General features: G+C 45.8%; 14 protein-coding genes. 5 read left to right on the forward strand and 9 right to left on the reverse strand.

The annotated features are described in order from the left end of the window. Nucleotides 1-38: 38 nt before the first annotated feature. Nucleotides 39-929 (reverse strand): DNA-binding transcriptional regulator OxyR, encoded by an 891-nt coding sequence (oxyR, locus tag LYZ37_RS13810; protein ID WP_272785854.1) that lies wholly within the window; start codon nucleotides 927-929, stop codon nucleotides 39-41. 172 nt (nucleotides 930-1,101) lie between these two features. Here oxyR and LYZ37_RS13815 point away from each other — a divergent pair, with 172 nt between their 5' ends. Further along, nucleotides 1,102-1,833, forward strand: a complete 732-nt coding sequence (locus LYZ37_RS13815) for a glutathione peroxidase (RefSeq protein ID WP_239827314.1) — start codon at nucleotides 1,102-1,104, stop codon at nucleotides 1,831-1,833. A gap of 65 nt (nucleotides 1,834-1,898) precedes the next feature. Here LYZ37_RS13815 and LYZ37_RS13820 read toward each other — a convergent pair whose 3' ends face one another. Next, nucleotides 1,899-2,246, reverse strand: a complete 348-nt coding sequence (locus tag LYZ37_RS13820) for a RidA family protein (protein ID WP_004743292.1) — start codon at nucleotides 2,244-2,246, stop codon at nucleotides 1,899-1,901. A gap of 65 nt (nucleotides 2,247-2,311) precedes the next feature. Here LYZ37_RS13820 and LYZ37_RS13825 point away from each other — a divergent pair, with 65 nt between their 5' ends. Beyond that, nucleotides 2,312-2,572, forward strand: a complete 261-nt coding sequence (locus LYZ37_RS13825) for a DUF3624 domain-containing protein (RefSeq protein WP_272787175.1) — start codon at nucleotides 2,312-2,314, stop codon at nucleotides 2,570-2,572. Between the two features lie 302 nt (nucleotides 2,573-2,874). Here LYZ37_RS13825 and argH read toward each other — a convergent pair whose 3' ends face one another. From argH to argC, 4 genes are all read right to left on the reverse strand, one after another. After that, the gene (gene argH, locus LYZ37_RS13830; RefSeq protein WP_171325616.1) at nucleotides 2,875-4,749 is read right to left on the reverse strand and encodes an argininosuccinate lyase; all 1,875 of its coding nucleotides are present in this window, start codon (nucleotides 4,747-4,749) and stop codon (nucleotides 2,875-2,877) included. Nucleotides 4,750-4,996: 247 nt separating this feature from the next. Beyond that, complete coding sequence (locus tag LYZ37_RS13835; protein ID WP_171325614.1) at nucleotides 4,997-6,211, reverse strand: argininosuccinate synthase; 1,215 nt, start codon at nucleotides 6,209-6,211, stop codon at nucleotides 4,997-4,999. Between the two features lie 117 nt (nucleotides 6,212-6,328). Then, entirely contained in the window at nucleotides 6,329-7,120 is a 792-nt protein-coding gene (gene argB, locus LYZ37_RS13840; RefSeq protein ID WP_004743287.1) for an acetylglutamate kinase, read from the reverse strand. 21 nt (nucleotides 7,121-7,141) lie between these two features. After that, complete coding sequence (gene argC / locus LYZ37_RS13845) at nucleotides 7,142-8,146, reverse strand: N-acetyl-gamma-glutamyl-phosphate reductase (protein ID WP_272785855.1); 1,005 nt, start codon at nucleotides 8,144-8,146, stop codon at nucleotides 7,142-7,144. Nucleotides 8,147-8,299: 153 nt separating this feature from the next. Here argC and argE point away from each other — a divergent pair, with 153 nt between their 5' ends. The 3 genes from argE (at nucleotide 8,300) to LYZ37_RS13860 (ending at nucleotide 13,544) form a co-directional block, all read left to right on the forward strand. Next, nucleotides 8,300-9,436, forward strand: coding sequence for an acetylornithine deacetylase (gene argE / locus LYZ37_RS13850; protein WP_272785856.1), 1,137 nt, complete (start codon nucleotides 8,300-8,302; stop codon nucleotides 9,434-9,436). A gap of 511 nt (nucleotides 9,437-9,947) precedes the next feature. Next, entirely contained in the window at nucleotides 9,948-12,581 is a 2,634-nt protein-coding gene (ppc, locus tag LYZ37_RS13855) for a phosphoenolpyruvate carboxylase (RefSeq protein WP_272785857.1), read from the forward strand. Between the two features lie 423 nt (nucleotides 12,582-13,004). Continuing rightward, nucleotides 13,005-13,544: a PadR family transcriptional regulator gene (locus tag LYZ37_RS13860; RefSeq protein ID WP_004743283.1), complete on the forward strand. Its 540-nt coding sequence runs from the start codon at nucleotides 13,005-13,007 to the stop codon at nucleotides 13,542-13,544. A gap of 249 nt (nucleotides 13,545-13,793) precedes the next feature. Here the strand turns inward: LYZ37_RS13860 and cysE are convergent, their stop codons facing one another. From cysE to secB, 3 genes are all read right to left on the reverse strand, one after another. Then, nucleotides 13,794-14,615: a serine O-acetyltransferase gene (gene cysE, locus LYZ37_RS13865; RefSeq protein WP_004743282.1), complete on the reverse strand. Its 822-nt coding sequence runs from the start codon at nucleotides 14,613-14,615 to the stop codon at nucleotides 13,794-13,796. A gap of 61 nt (nucleotides 14,616-14,676) precedes the next feature. After that, nucleotides 14,677-15,708 carry an NAD(P)H-dependent glycerol-3-phosphate dehydrogenase gene (gpsA, locus tag LYZ37_RS13870; RefSeq protein ID WP_004743281.1) on the reverse strand — a complete coding sequence of 344 codons (1,032 nt, stop codon included), beginning with the start codon at nucleotides 15,706-15,708 and terminating at the stop codon, nucleotides 14,677-14,679. A 172-nt stretch (nucleotides 15,709-15,880) separates the two neighbouring features. Then, the gene (secB, locus tag LYZ37_RS13875) at nucleotides 15,881-16,348 is read right to left on the reverse strand and encodes a protein-export chaperone SecB (RefSeq protein WP_004743280.1); all 468 of its coding nucleotides are present in this window, start codon (nucleotides 16,346-16,348) and stop codon (nucleotides 15,881-15,883) included. Nucleotides 16,349-16,399 lie beyond the last annotated feature (51 nt).

The raw sequence follows: 16,399 nt of genomic DNA on the forward strand, positions 1-16,399 counted from the left end.
GATGTTTTCGCATCAACCTCTTTTTTATCTGTAACTTATCAGTTGTCTTCAAGCTGGGTTTTGATTGCTTGAGCTAACTGTTCAAAGCGAGATCTTAGCGGAGAGCCCGGTCGATACGCCAACACGATACTGCGTGAAGGCACCGGATTGGTAGCTGGGACATAACATACCCCATCTTTCTCTTTTTCTTTCGGTAACGACAGCTCTGGCAACAAAGTAATGCCCGCACCTGCGGCCACCATATTGCGCAGGGTTTCTAAGCTGGTCGCTTTAAATCGTTCATCGTCTTGCGCGCCCGCAGCAAAACAGAAGCCTAATGCTTGATCGCGTAAACAGTGCCCATCACCAAGCGCAAGAACGGTTTTACCATTGAGGTCGAGCATATCAACTTGGTCTAGCTTGGCCCATTCATGGTCACAAGGCACTGCGATGCTCAGTGGCTCATTGTAAACTTCAATCTCTTTGAACTGCGCGGTTTCCGAAACCGACGCCAACACCAAACAATCTAACTTACCATCTTCTAACTGGCGAACCAGTTGATGAGTTTGCGCTTCATGCAAAAACAGCTCTAGATCAGGGAAAGCTTCTTTGAGCATAGGAATGATTTTCGGCAGTAGATAAGGGCCGACGGTTGGAATAAAGCCAATATGCATAGGACCAACCATTTCACCTGCTTGACCGCTTGCCATATCCTTGAAGGTCTTCACTTCTGACAGAATACGCTTAGCTTGATCAACCAGCTGTAAGCCCGCATCGGTGAACAGTACTCGGCGACTACTACGCTCTAAAAGTGCCGTGCCTAGCTCATCTTCCAATTTACGAATTTGACCACTTAGTGTTGGCTGGCTGACAAAGCAAGCTTCTGCGGCTTTACGGAAATGTTTGTGCTCAGCAAGCGCGACCAAATACTCAAAATCACGAATATTCATTATCTCTACTCCCCACCTTTAAGATAGAAATCATCTATCAAAACCATAACATTAAACGATTAGAGCTATCAAAGAATTTCTTCAATAATAAACCCATTGAGACAGAGCACAGTCACTACACTGATAAGACTCCATAATAAAATTAAAATAATCCGCTATTAAGGAAACCAATATGTTTGCATCTAAAGAAGGTCAAAACGTACCACAAGTTACATTCCCTATTCGTCAGGGTGACGCATGGGTTAACGTCACCAGTGATGAGCTATTCAAAGATAAAACAGTGATTGTGTTTAGCTTACCGGGCGCTTTCACTCCGACTTGTTCATCTAGCCATCTGCCACGTTACAACGAGTTGTTCTCAGTTTTTAAAGACCACGGCGTTGATGAAATCATCTGTATGTCTGTTAACGATACTTTCGTAATGAATGCTTGGAAGTCAGACCAAGAAGCAGAAAACATCACTTTTATTCCAGATGGTAATGGCGAGTTTACTGACGGTATGGGTATGTTGGTTGACAAGAATGACCTAGGCTTTGGAAAACGCTCATGGCGGTACAGCATGCTAGTAAAAAATGGCGTGGTGGAGAAGATGTTCATTGAGCCAAACGAGCCGGGCGACCCGTTCAAAGTATCTGATGCGGATACAATGCTTAAACACGTAGCACCAGAATTCAAAACGCAAGAATCGATTACCGTATTTAGTAAGCCGGGCTGTCCGTTCTGTGTCAAAGCTAAACAAGCACTGATTGACAACGACCTTCAATATGAAGAGATCATTCTAGGTAAAGATGCGACAACAGTAAGTTTGCGCGCTATTTCTGGCCGCACCACTGTGCCACAAGTCTTTATCGGTGGTAAGCACATTGGTGGCAGTGAAGAGCTAGATGCTTATTTGGCTCAATAGTAACTGAGCGATAAATACTCAAGAAAAAACGAGCTAAATAGCTCGTTTTTTTCGTCGTTCTTGGGTTACTTTTCTGCAGCAATCACAGAAATTTCAACCAATAAAGCTTCACGTGCCATATCTGCGGTTACACATGCGCGAGCAGGTGCATGACCTTCCGGAACCCAAGCATCCCAAACAGCATTCATTTCTTGGAAATCTTTCATATCCTTGATGTAGATAGTCGCTGAAAGCATATGCTCTTTATCACTGCCCGCTTCTAGCAGTAACTCTTCAACCTTATCTAGCATGGTTTGAGTCTGTTCAGTAATGCCTTTAGTTGCGTCTGCGCAAACTTGGCCACAAAGGTAGATAGTTCCATTGTGCTTTACAATACGGCTCATTCGTTGTTTGGTTTGTTGACGTTCGATCATTTTTATCACTTTGAGGTTAATTGAGATATGCTAAGACCTCGTATGTTACCGAATTAACCGCAATCATGACATGTAAATACTGCAAAAATAGTGACTGGTTCTGGAAGAAAATAGGCCGATGCCAACGCTGCATGGATCAGCTCACTGTCTTATCCGTGTTATGTTGGATCATCTGGTGGTTCGTTTTTCGTGACAACCCTCAGAGCATCGAGTCTATCGCGCTCATTATGGCAGGCTTTGCTTTCAACGGTTTGCTGTTCCTTCACCTCTGGATGCGATTTATCATCTTGCCTTGGCGAAAGCGCAAAAAAAGAAACAATAGTTAAAACGGACTTGCTCAAAATAATCGGTGTCAAGGCAAGGAGGATAAAAAACGAATTCTATGAGCATAGCTTGCCTATTTGATAGCTGGGCTGGCATTCCAGTAAGTTTTTTTGACAACGAAGCTATGGCATCGATTATGAAGAGCAAAAAAGAAAAAAGCCCCAAAACCAATGATGGTTTGGGGCCTTCTTAGATTCTTCTAAGAAAAAGCAGTGGTACTTTAATAGACCGGGCTTTTTCTTAATAGTTCCCAAAAACTTCGATCTTTTTTGATCTTTTATTTAGATCTTTCTGAATCAGTTAGTTAGGCAACGTTAACCCGTGCTATTGCTTGCTCTGCAAGGTTCACTTCCAAGGCCACCTCATCACATGCATGTTGTCTTGGGCACTGGTCGCAATCTTTAAGCACTTTCTCAGGTAACAAGGACTTCGATGTTGGCAAGAAGGATTGCTTCATAAAGAACTCAGGGGTACGAGTCAGAACGAATACTTTCTTAATCGCCATCTGACGCGCCTTCTCAACCAGATACTGAACTATTGCACTGCCCTGTCCTTGACCTTGCCAGCCTGCTTCGACACCTAGCGAGCGAACTTCTGCTAACCCTGAATCATAGACATACAAAGAGGCGCAGCCAGTAATTTCACCATTGTGTTCAGCTACAGCAAAAGAGCCGATATCACGCACTAGCTCACTACGTGAACGTGGTAGGTTTTCACCCATGTTCGCCCAATAAGCGACCATACCTTCTAATGATTCGATATCGGTTAAACGAGCAGGACGCACATTCACTGCTGAAGAGTCGCGCTTAATCAGTCGGCCTTCGGCCTGTTCTACTGCGTAAGCAACCTGTTTTGGCGATACACCACCAAGCGCACTACGTTTCTCTAGGCAAGACTCAATGGTTAATATGTCGTAGACATCCTCTTCAATCACTGGCGAGAACTCTTTTAGCTCAGCAATCGAAAGTTCTTCTAGTGCACAACCTTTAGCTATCGCACCAACAACCGCTACACCCACAATATGGTGCGCTTCGCGGAACGGAATCTTTTTCGCGACTAGGTAATCTGCTAATTCAGTAGCATTAGCATAGCCTTGCTTAGCCGCTTCTAGAGTACGCTCGCCGTTGACCTTGATACCATCGAAACATAACGCTGCCATTTCCATACAGTCGTTCCAAGTATCTAGGGCATCAAACAGGCCTTCTTTGTCTTCTTGCATATCCTTGTTGTATGCAAGCGGCAAAGCCTTCACTGTCATCATCATGCCAGCTAGAGAGCCATAAACGCGCCCCGTTTTACCACGGATAAGCTCAAGAGCATCTGGGTTTTTCTTCTGCGGCATCAGTGAAGAACCCGACGTTACTGTATCGGCTAACTCTATAAAGTTGGACTCACCCGAATTGTAGAAGATCATATCTTCAGCAAGACGAGATAGATGCAACATTGAGATTGACGCCACTGACATCAGTTCCATCACATGATCACGATCTGACACGGAATCAAGAGAGTTACGAGTCGCGCGGCGGAAGCCAAGGTTATGGGCTACTTTTTCACGGTCGATTGGATACGCAGTTCCCGCCAAGGCTCCAGAGCCTAAAGGACACGTATCAAGACGAGTAATGGCATCTTCTAAACGTGAGTAGTCACGCTCAAACATTTCTACATAGGCAAGACACCAATGGGCAAATGTAACCGGCTGAGCACGCTGCAAGTGGGTATAGCCCGGTAAAACCGTATCTTGATGCACTTTTGCCACTGACACCATTTGTGCTTGAAGACGATCAAGCGCCATCAATAACTGCTGACCTTGCTGACGACACCAGAGTTTTAGGTCGGTTGCCACCTGATCATTACGTGAACGCCCAGTGTGAAGCTTTTTTCCAAGATCGCCCACTTTGCCAATTAACTGCTGCTCGACCCAGGAGTGGATGTCTTCTGCATCTGAACGCAGGATTTGGTGAGGGTCTTCCATCACTTCGAGCTTAAGCTCATTCAAAGCAAGCTCTAGTTTTTGCTGTTCTTGTTCCGTTAAAACATCAACAGAGAGTAAAGCCTTTGACCAAGCGATTGAACCCACGATATCTTGTTCAGCTAATCGGTAATCGAAGCGCAATGAGTCGTTAAAATCTTTGAATCTCGTATCTGCTGCTTGGGTAAATCTTCCGCCCCATAATGCCATCGCGTTTCTCCTGATTACCTGTGCTCACTAGTCGTGCTGGTTAGTAAAATTGCTTTCGTTTACTCTGAATTAGATTCAGTATTGTTTGATGGTTCAAAGTTACGGCAAATCAGATCAAAAATAAAGTATTAATTCACTTTTTCAACATATTTATTCAAAACTAATTTCTTGAGCTAACTCCCTTCTCTGAAAAGCAAAAAGCCCACTTGTCTAACCAAGTGGGCTCTAGATTTCTAACCGTCAGTGGTTATTTCTTCTGACTATTCAGTGCACGGATACGGCTTGATAGCGAGTAAAGGCGGATAAAGCCTTCAGCGTGGCTTTGGTCATAAACTTCATCTTCACCAAAGGTTGCAAACTCTTCGCAGTAAAGGCTGTTGTCTGAACGCTTCTGAGTCACTGTCGCTTGGCCTTTGTATAGCTTAACCACGACTTCACCATTCACGTCTTGAGCAAGCTCTTCTGATGCCGCCAGAATTGACTTACATAACGGAGTAAACCAACGACCGTCATAAACTAGGTGAGAGGCTTTCACACCAAGCTCTTCACGGAACTCAAATGCAGTTTTATCTAGCACAAGTTGCTCTACTGCGCGAAGCGCTTCCATCATGATAGTGCCTCCCGGAGTTTCGTAACAACCACGAGACTTCATCCCTACTAGGCGGTTTTCAACGATATCGATACGTCCAACACCATGCTTCACACCTTTGTCATTCAGGTACACAAGTGCGTTGTACGGTGTCATGTTTTCACCATCAACACCTACCACTTCGCCTTTTTCAACTTTTAGCGTTACGTATTCAGCTTCATTAGGTGCTTGCTCTGGATCGACTGTCCATGCCCAGCAATCATCGTTTGGTGCATTCCAAGTGTCTTCTAACACACCACCTTCTGTCGAGATGTGCCAAGCGTTCGCATCACGTGAATAAATTTTCGTTAGAGAGGCAGTACAAGGGATATTACGCTCAGCTAGGTAATCAAGACACTCTTCACGGCTGACAAGATCCCATTCACGCCAAGGGGCAATAACATGCAGGTCCGGTGCGAGTGCCGCAAATGCACCTTCAAAACGAACTTGGTCATTACCTTTACCGGTACAGCCATGACAAAGCGCATCCGCACCAACTTTACGTGCCACTTCCACTTGCGCTTTAGCAATGATTGGACGAGCCATTGAAGTACCTAGTAAGTACTTACCTTCGTAGTAGGCACCTGTTTTTAGAGTTGGGTAGATGTAGTCTGCCACCATCTCTTCTTTAAGGTCAGCAATGTAGCACTCCGATGCACCAGAGGCTTTGGCTTTTTCTTCAATGCCTTCTAGCTCTTCCGCGCCTTGACCGACATCAGCGACGAAAGCAACCACTTCACAATCGTAATTCTCTTTTAGCCATGGAATGATCACTGATGTATCCAGACCGCCAGAATATGCGACAACTACTTTATTTACTTGAACTTTGCTCATTTTTCTTTCTCCAAATCCCGGCGCTGCGCGTGGCGGTCAGTGCTGCGGGTTACTTCCTGTTTAATCTATTTTTATCGCTCAACGCCTATGCATTCAGCTCTAATTCTTTACTACCAACTACTGCGGTAAAAACTGGGTTCCAATGCTCTGTCCGGCAAATAGCTCGGCGAGCTTTTCTGGATAACGCCAAGTTGCAACTTCAATTGGTCGACCTAAGTCATTAGCCGCTTCGAGTGCTGCGTTCACTTTGACAATCATGCCGTCAGTAATCACATGACCATTGATGAGGTTCTGCGCTTCTTTTTCATCAAGGCTTTTGATTAGATGACCTTTGCCATCCAGTACACCGCTAACATCCGACAGTAGAACCAGTTCAGCATCTAAGGCTCCAGCCACAGCTACCGCCGCTTGGTCTGCATTGACATTCATCATCTGGCCTTGCTCTGTTAGGCCGATAGAGCTGATGATAGGTAGAGCGCCCGTTTGCAAAATCGCTTGCAGCACGGTTGAGTCTCCCGGTGTCGCCTTACCTACTGCGCCTAATTCTGGGTCTAGCTCTTTGACGTGACATAAGCCGCCATCCGCTAAACTCAAACCGACTGCATTAAGTCCATCTTTAATTGCTTGGCCTTGCAGCATCTTGTTGGCTGTTCCGGCTAGCGCGCCTGCAATCACAGGGATTTGCTCATAAGGGGTTACGCGAAGACCTTCTTTCTTGATTGTCTCAAGTTGCAGTTTCGCCATTAGATCGTCCACCAGATAACCTCCACCGTGAACGATCACAATTCGTCGCTGAGCTTGCTTTTGGTATTGGGCAATCGCGCCGAATACCTGGCTTAAAGTCTCAGAACACGACAGTGCAGCACCGCCTAATTTGATCACTAATGGAGTAAGTTTGTTATCTGTCATTACTTTTCCTTCTCTGCTCAATTAAACAAGAGCAGTCAGCTCTGGAAATCCGTAGTGGATGTTTAAACATTGCATCGCTTGACTTGATGCACCTTTGAGCAAGTTATCTATCGCTGAAACAACGATGACGTGCTCGCCTTGAACCTTCCAACCTAAATCGCAGAAAGGTGTATTTTCTACATTTTGAATGTTCGGCAACGCTGACTCTAAAAGGCGCACTGCCGATTTGTTTTCATAAGCTACTTTAAACGCAGTGTTAACTTGTTGTTCAGATGCGCCAGCCACCAGTTTGAGCGTAATAGTGGCGAGAATGCCACGCTTAAAATTGCCAAGATGCGGGGTAAAAATCACATCTGTACCTAAGTGGCTGGCGATTTCCGGCTGATGACGATGATTAAAGACACCGTATGGCTGTAAGCTGACCTCACAAAAACTATTGGTCATCGATGCTTTTCTGCCTGCACCGGAAACACCGCTAGTGGCATTAATCACAGGCCATTGAGCCGTATCCACCAAACCCGCTTCGAGTAAAGGCTTAACCGCTAACTGTGAAGCTGTTGGGTAGCAGCCTGGCACCGCTATAAGCTGACTCTGTTTAATCGCTTGTGCATTCCATTCAGCCAATCCGTAGGCTGAGTTGTCTAACCAAGCATCATGCTGGTGTTCAAAACCATAAAACTCGCTGTAGAAGCCTTCTTTTTTAACGCGAAAGGCGCCAGACAAATCAAAGACCTGACAACCTTGCGCTAAAAACTGCGGCGCTAGGTCATGGCTTACTTCATGCGCAGTGGCAAGGAAAACCACATCCGTTTGATTAGCCACAGCTTCAACATCTTTGAGAGGAAGTACGGGTTGACTAATAATTCCGGCCAGCTTGCCGTGAAGCTGTGCGATGTCTTTACCTGCATCAAGGCTATTGGCGGAGACATATAAACCTGATAGCGTAAGTTCAGGGTGTTTATGTACCATCAAAGCAAGCTCTGCTCCGGTATAACCGCTTGCGCCTATGATTGTGGTTTTGAGCATCTCAGACATCCATTTCGAGTAAAAAACGTCATTTCGATAATGACTATAAATTTAAATTATTTAGCTTTTATTGGTTTTTTATTCAATAAAAGTGATTTAATATGTGTTTTACCTTCTTAGCCGAACTCTGTCAACAGGGAATGTAAACTAAATATGCAATTACCAAGTTTTATTGAGGTCTACAGCGGCCTGATTTCTACCTCTTCTATAAGCTCAACGGACTCCAGTTGGGATGAAGGCAACGCAAAAGTGATTGAAAAGTTAGCGACTTGGCTGAAAGACGTAGGCTTTGAAGTAAACTTAACTGAAGTAGAAGCGGGCAAATTTAACCTAATCGCCAAAAAAGGCTCTGGTGAAGGCGGACTGCTTTTGGCAGGGCACAGTGATACCGTACCGTTCGATGAAGGGAGTTGGAATTTCGAGCCACACGCGTTGACGGAAGCGAACAATCGATTTTATGGCTTGGGTACTGCGGATATGAAAGGCTTTTTTGCCTTTATTATAGAAGCGGTTAAAAAAGTTGATTGGAGCAAACAGACCAAACCTCTCTATGTACTTGCAACATGTGATGAAGAGACAACCATGCTCGGCGCACGCCACTTCACTGAGACCGCCCCATTTAAACCGGATTACTGCATCATCGGCGAACCAACTAGCCTAGTGCCGATTCGAGGCCATAAAGGTCATGTCGCCAATGCGGTGCGAGTGACGGGTAAATCGGGCCACTCATCTGATCCTGCTTTAGGGGTCAATGCGATTGAAATCATGCATGAGGTTTTATTTGCCTTAATGCAACTGCGCGACAAGCTGATTAAAGAGTATCATCATCCCGGATTTGCTATTCCTAGCCCGACGTTAAATCTAGGCCACATTCATGGTGGTGACAGTGCGAACCGCATCTGCGGCTGTTGTGAACTGCATTACGATGTTCGTCCTTTGCCGGGCATTAGCCTAGATGGGCTAGATAACATGCTGCGCGGCGCACTCAAAGAAATCGAAGCCAAGTGGCCGGGTAGAATTTCGATCACGCCACTTCACGAGCCTATCCCCGGCTACGAGTGTCAGCATGACCATCCATTTATCGGTGGCGTTGAAGAGATCTGTGGTACTAGTTCTGAAACAGTAAACTACTGTACGGAAGCCCCATTCTTGCAGCAGCTATGCCCAACACTGGTTCTAGGCCCTGGCTCCATTGACCAAGCCCACCAGCCAGACGAGTTCCTCGCGTTTGAATTTATCGATCCAACCATAGATGTGTTGTCGAAAGCGATGCATAAGTATTGTTTTTAAATACAGAGCGAGAACGCTTCGCTGCGGGATAAAGGAAGCGGGAACGGGCTACGCCCTATGGATAGCTGGGAATTTTCGGAGGGTTGGCGTATTACGCCAACCCTTTGTGTTTCAATAAGCTGTCATCCTCAAGAACGAGGGACGAGTGAGTTGGGGATCTCCCAAAGCAAACCGAGAATCCAAAGAGATTCCCTACTCGCTCCTTCGTCACTCTATGGAATGACAAATTCTCCCGAACTCAAATGGCAAAATCGTGCCCACGTTCCAAGAGCACAGCGTTCTATAGGGCGCAGCCCGTTCTCGATTTCCATAGGACGGAGTCCGTTCCCTTCCCATTCTGTAAGAAAATTTCAACATATTTAGTCATTATCATCACATGCAAAGCGTTACATTAGCTTGCACAATTATTGCAAACTTAGCCTACAGTATTTGACTCGAAGCGATATTTTTCGCTAGATTGTCTACCTAACAAGGAACATTGGATGTAATTTTTTTACAAGGCAGGATGACAATGAACGAGAAATACTCTGCGCTCAGAAGCAATGTGAGCATGCTAGGACACTTGCTCGGTAACACCATCAAGGATGCACATGGTGACGTACTTCTAGAGAAAGTAGAAACCATTCGTAAACTTTCTAAGTCCGCCCTCGCAGGCAATCAACAAGACAGAGACAGCTTGATTGATGAGATTAAAAGCCTGCCAAATGAGCAATTAACCCCTGTTGCTCACGCATTCAACCAATTTCTAAACCTGACTAACATGGCAGAGCAGTACCATACCATCTCTCGCCACTGTGATGCTCATGTTTGCGAACCAGACGCGATTAACTCCCTATTCTCTAAACTTGCTCAAAATGACATTAGTAAGTTAGATACAGCGCAAGCAGTGCGCGACCTTAATATTGAGCTGGTGCTGACAGCGCACCCGACCGAAATTACTCGTCGCACCATGATCCACAAACTCGTGAAGATCAATAAGTGCTTATCCAAGTTAGAACTTGGTGATCTTTCAGCGAAAGAGCGTCAGAAAACAGAACGCCGTCTAGAGCAGCTGATTGCCCAAAGCTGGCACTCAGACACCATTCGTAAGCAACGACCAACGCCGCTTGATGAAGCGAAATGGGGCTTTGCTGTCGTCGAGAACTCACTTTGGGAAGCAGTACCTGACTTTTTGCGCGAACTTGATCAGCGCCTAGAAGGTTACCTTGGCGAAGGTCTGCCGATTGACGCGCGACCAGTGCACTTCTCCTCTTGGATGGGCGGTGACCGCGATGGCAACCCATTCGTAACGCACACCATTACTCGTGAGGTTCTGCTCCTTTCGCGTTGGAAGGCGGCTGACCTTTACCTAAATGACATCAATGAGCTAGTTAGCGAACTGTCAATGACTCAGTGTAATGCTGCAGTGCGTGCCCTAGCTGGTGAAGATGAACATGAACCTTACCGCGCTGTACTGAAAGAACTTCGCGCTCTGCTCAATGAAACCAAAGAGATCCTTGATGCGAAGATCCACGGTCAGAAGCTAGCGGTAAAAGCGCCACTGCAACGCGTCGAGCAGCTTTGGGAACCGCTATACGCATGTTACCAATCTCTGCACGAGTGTGGCATGGGCATTATTGCTGACGGCTCACTGTTGGATACATTGCGCCGTATTAAAGCGTTCGGTGTCCACCTAGTTCGTCTCGATGTTCGCCAAGAAAGTACTCGTCATTCAGATGTTCTATCTGAGCTAACTCGCTACCTAGGCATTGGCGATTACGACCAGTGGAGTGAGCAAGACAAAGTTGCTTTCTTAACGAATGAACTAGCATCGAAGCGCCCACTGCTACCAAGAGACTGGCAGCCGTCAGAAGCGGTTAAAGAAGTGCTCGATACTTGTAAAATCGTTGCTGCGCAGCCGCGTGAAGCGTTTGGTGCTTATGTTATCTCAATGGCCCGTACAGCTTCTGATGTCCTTGCAGTACACCTACTATTGCAAGAATCAGGTTGCCCTTACCGCATGGACGTATGTCCTCTGTTCGAAACACTCGATGACTTGAACAATGCTGAGTCCGTTATCAAACAGCTGATGGGCATCGACCTATACCGTGGCTTTATCCAAAACCATCAAATGGTCATGATCGGCTACTCTGATTCAGCCAAAGATGCGGGCGTTATGTCGGCAGGTTGGGCTCAGTACCACGCAATGGAATCACTAGTTAAGGTAGCCGAAGAAGAAGGCGTTGAACTGACTCTATTCCACGGCCGTGGCGGTACTATCGGTCGTGGTGGTGCTCCTGCACACGCAGCACTGCTTTCTCAGCCACCAAAAAGCTTAAAAGGTGGTCTACGTGTTACTGAACAAGGTGAGATGATCCGCTTTAAACTTGGCCTTCCTGAAGTGGCGGTCAACAGCTTTAGCTTATACGCAAGTGCGATCCTAGAAGCGAACCTGCTACCACCACCAGAGCCAAAGCAAGAATGGCGTGATCTGATGAACGTGCTGTCTGAAGTCAGCTGTGAAGCTTATCGCAATGTGGTACGTGGTGAAGCAGACTTTGTTCCTTATTTCCGTCAAACGACACCAGAGCTAGAACTTGGCAAACTGCCGCTAGGTTCAAGACCTGCAAAACGTAACCCGAAAGGCGGCGTAGAAAGCTTACGTGCAATCCCTTGGATCTTCTCATGGAGCCAAAACCGACTAGTACTTCCAGCTTGGCTTGGTGCCGGTGAAGCCATTCAGTATTCAGTAGATAAAGGCCATCAAGCACTACTAGAAGAGATGTGTCGTGAGTGGCCATTCTTCTCAACTCGCCTAGGTATGCTAGAAATGGTTTACACCAAGTGTAATCTAGAGATTTCTCGTTACTACGATGAGCGCTTGGTCGACAGCAACTTACTGCCTCTTGGTGACCGCCTACGCCAGCAATTGCAAAAAGATATCAAGTCTGTGCTGAACGTAGAAAACAACGAAAACTTGATGCAAAGCGACCCATGGGGTCAAGAGTCTATTCGTCTGCGTAACATCTATGTTGAGCCATTGAACATGCTTCAAGCTGAACTGCTCTATCGTACTCGCCAAGATGAACAGGCAGCGCCAGAATTGGAAGAAGCCTTGATGGTTACCATTGCCGGCATTGCGGCAGGTATGCGTAATACAGGCTAATTCTCCTCTGAATATAACGAAGGTTGGTGTGAACTCACCAACCTTTTTTTATATCTTCCGGAGCATTTCTTATAGGAAGTAGAACCGGAGGTGAGACATTTATGCTCAATCTGCAAAATAATTATCTAAATGTGACGCACTATTGAGATTTTTGTCAGTTTTTTGGGATATTTTGTCCTTCTATTCTACTTTATGCTTATTATTTAGATATACTACTTCACCGCTGTGGCGACTTATATAAAATCTACATGCTACAGCTCTTCGATACCTTAACTATCGATCCTAGGTGATAAACGGCTTTTTTAGGTGACATGACCAACATTGTTGGTGCCACTTTTTCTACTGATGATCAGTGCCATTAAGAAGCACGACAGAAATTAAGTGGTTGTATTTAGTAGTTTATTGACCATTTGGATTGAAGACATGTCATTACCACACGTTATCTTAACCGTACTAAGCACACGCGATGCGACTGGATACGATATCACTAAAGAATTTTCAGCCACTATCGGCTATTTCTGGAAAGCGAGCCACCAGCAAGTTTATCGCGAGTTAAACAAGATGGCTCAAAACAACCTAGTAACCTGTGTACTAGAGCCTCAAGAAGGCAAACCAGATCGTAAAGTTTACTCAATTACTGATTCTGGGCGTACTGCACTAGGTGAATGGTTTGACCAACCAACCTCTCACCCAACCGTCCGTGACGAGTTTTCAGCCAAGCTTATGGCTTGTGCCGTACAGCCATCTGCGCCGTACCGCGCTCAATTGGCCGAGCTAGTTGAAGAGTCACGAAAACTGGTTGCTCACTACCAAGAAATCGAAAACGCGTACTACTCAACAACTGCGACGCTAGATAAGCAGCAACGTTTAGAGCGCCTAACGCTACGTAGAAACCTGCTTATCCGCCAAGCGTGGATTGAATGGGCTGAAGAAGTTCTTACTGAACTTGATGCTCTAGGTTAATAGAAGCGAAAAATATAGAGGGTTGGCACTTAGTGCCAACCCTCTTTGTTTTGGATAACTGGATAACTGGATAACTGGATAACTGGATAACTGGATAACTGGATAACTGGATAACTGGATAACTGGATAACTGGATAACTAAGGTTGATTGATTTCCTTAGAAGGTCAACCTTGTTTTTCCAGAAGGGCGAAGCCCGATCCCGCTATCCATTAGCGAAGCGTTCTATAGGACGAAGTCCGTTCTAGCTCTTAAATCCCATCCCCGCCAATAAAGCTTTGTGAACGACCATTAAATTGTTGATCCATATCCAAAGATGGCTTATCAGTCTTAGGTCTACCGACAATCTTGGCTGGAACCCCAGCCACTGTGGTATGAGCGGGAACAGCCTGAAGTACCACCGAGCAAGAGCCAATCTTAGCCCCCTCTCCGACTTCAATATTGCCGAGAATTTTCGCACCAGCGCCTATCATGACACCTTCACGGATTTTCGGGTGACGATCGCCGCACTCTTTACCGGTACCGCCTAATGTCACGTCCTGTAGGATAGATACATCATTCTCTACAATGGCCGTTTCACCAATCACAATACCTGTCGCATGGTCTAACATGATACCGCGACCAATCTTAGCCGCCGGGTGAATATCCACCTGACACGCGACTGAGATTTGGTTTTGTAGGTAAGTAGCGAGCGCAATACGCCCCTGCTTCCACAGCCAGTTTGCTACTCGATAACCTTGCAAGGCGTGATAGCCTTTCAGGTACAATAGTGGCATTGAATACATTGCAACAGCAGGATCTCGGTTAACCGTGGCACATATGTCACAAGCGGCAGCAGCGCTGATGCTTGGGTCAGAGTTTAAGGCTTCTTCAACCACTTCCCTGACCGCCATCGCTGGCATTGATGCAGTATTGAGCTTATTCGCTAAAATATAGCTTAACGCCGCGCTCAAACTATCGTGCTTAATAATCGTGGCATGATAGAAGCTTGCTAACATTGGCTCTTGCTCAGAAAGCTCTCTTGCTTCCTTAACAATGGTTTGCCAAACCTTCTGTTTCTCACAATGTTTCATGAATTTTCCTAGTACTGAATCCCTAGTATCTAGATACAAAGTCCAGTGTTACTGTTGTTCTTTATGCTTCCGCTTTCTTATCGCGAGCGAGTAAATCTTTCGCCGCTAAGTTTGCATCCTTCCCTTGATACAATACTTGATATATTTGGTCAACAATTGGCATCTCAACACCCATACGCTCGGCTAATAGGTAAACCTCTTTGGTGTTGCGATATCCTTCAACAACTTGACCAATTTCATCTTGTGCAGTATCGACATCTTTACCTTGACCTAGTGCTAAGCCAAAGCGACGGTTACGAGATTGGTTGTCGGTACAGGTGAGTACCAAATCACCCAACCCTGCCATGCCCATAAAGGTTTCTGGCTGCGCACCTAGCGCAGCTCCCAAGCGGGTCATTTCAGCTAAACCACGAGTGATCAAAGCCGTACGCGCATTGGCACCAAAACCAATACCATCAGACATACCTGCACCAATCGCAATCACGTTCTTCACCGCACCGCCTAACTGCATACCGATGAAGTCACTGTTTGCATAAACACGGAAGGTTTTGCTGCAATGGATTTTCTCTTGTAAATCCGCCACAAAGTCATTGTCTGGTGACGCGACAGAAATCGCTGTCGGCATTCCCATTGCTAGTTCTTTCGCAAATGTAGGTCCAGATAAAACCGCCAGAGAGTAACCTTCACCTAGCGCTTCATTGGCGACTTCTTTCAGTAGACGACCAGTTTCTGGCTCTAGCCCTTTAGTTGCCCAACAAATGCGAGAATCGTCTCTCAAGTGCGGCTTAACATTGTTTAGCACAATGCCAAACACATGACTTGGCACAACAACAAGCAAATCACGACTTGCTTGCACTGCCTTCTCAAGATCAGACTCCACAATCAATGATTGAGGAAACTCAATTCCAGGTAGAAACTCGTGATTGGCACGATCTGCTTCCAGACGAGCCATATGCTCAGGTTCATGGCCCCAAATTACTACATTGGCACCATTGCGTGCTAAAGAGATGGCAAGCGAAGTACCGTAGGAACCGGCACCAAGTACGGTCATTGCAATTTCTTTCCCGTAGGCATTGTTGGTCTTATCTTTCATTATTCCGCCTGATTGTCATTAGGGTGACTAGAATCTTGCCGTTAACTACTAGTATTGCTACTAAATATCAGTGGTAAGAACCCAATCCTATAAACAAAAAATGCACATCGCATCAAATAGAGATGCTCTGTGCATTTTATACCGCACCTCTGTTACACAGAGGAATCAGTCATTACGCTTCAGCTTCACCTTCTTGCTGAGCTTGCTGCTGTAGGTAGTTCATAAACAGAGCATCAAAGTTTACTGGTGCTAGGTTTAGTTGTGGGAACGTACCTTTAACCACTAGGCTTGAGATAGTTTCGCGAGCGTAAGGGAATAGGATGTTCGGGCAGAATGCACCTAGGCAATGTGCTAGTTGACCAGCTTCCATCTTATCTGCAGTAAAGATACCACCTTGTTGCACTTCACATAGGAACGCAGTCTCTTCAGCGTTCTTAACCGTTACAGTCAGACGTAGAACAACTTCGTATACACCTTCACCTAGTTCACGGCTTTGAGTGTCTAGGTCTAGCTTAACATCTGGGTTCCACTCTTTTTGGAACATGTCTGGTGAGTTTGGCGCTTCGAAAGATACGTCTTTAAGGAAGATACGTTGAATTGCGAAGTTTTGTGCTTCTTGTTGTGGTGCTGCTTCAGCCATTTTAAAAATCCTTTAATCCTGCGATAAATAGTCTGATTGGAGACTAACTGA

This window comes from Vibrio tubiashii (genome assembly GCF_028551255.1).
Classification (GTDB): Bacteria; Pseudomonadota; Gammaproteobacteria; order Enterobacterales; family Vibrionaceae; genus Vibrio; species Vibrio tubiashii_B.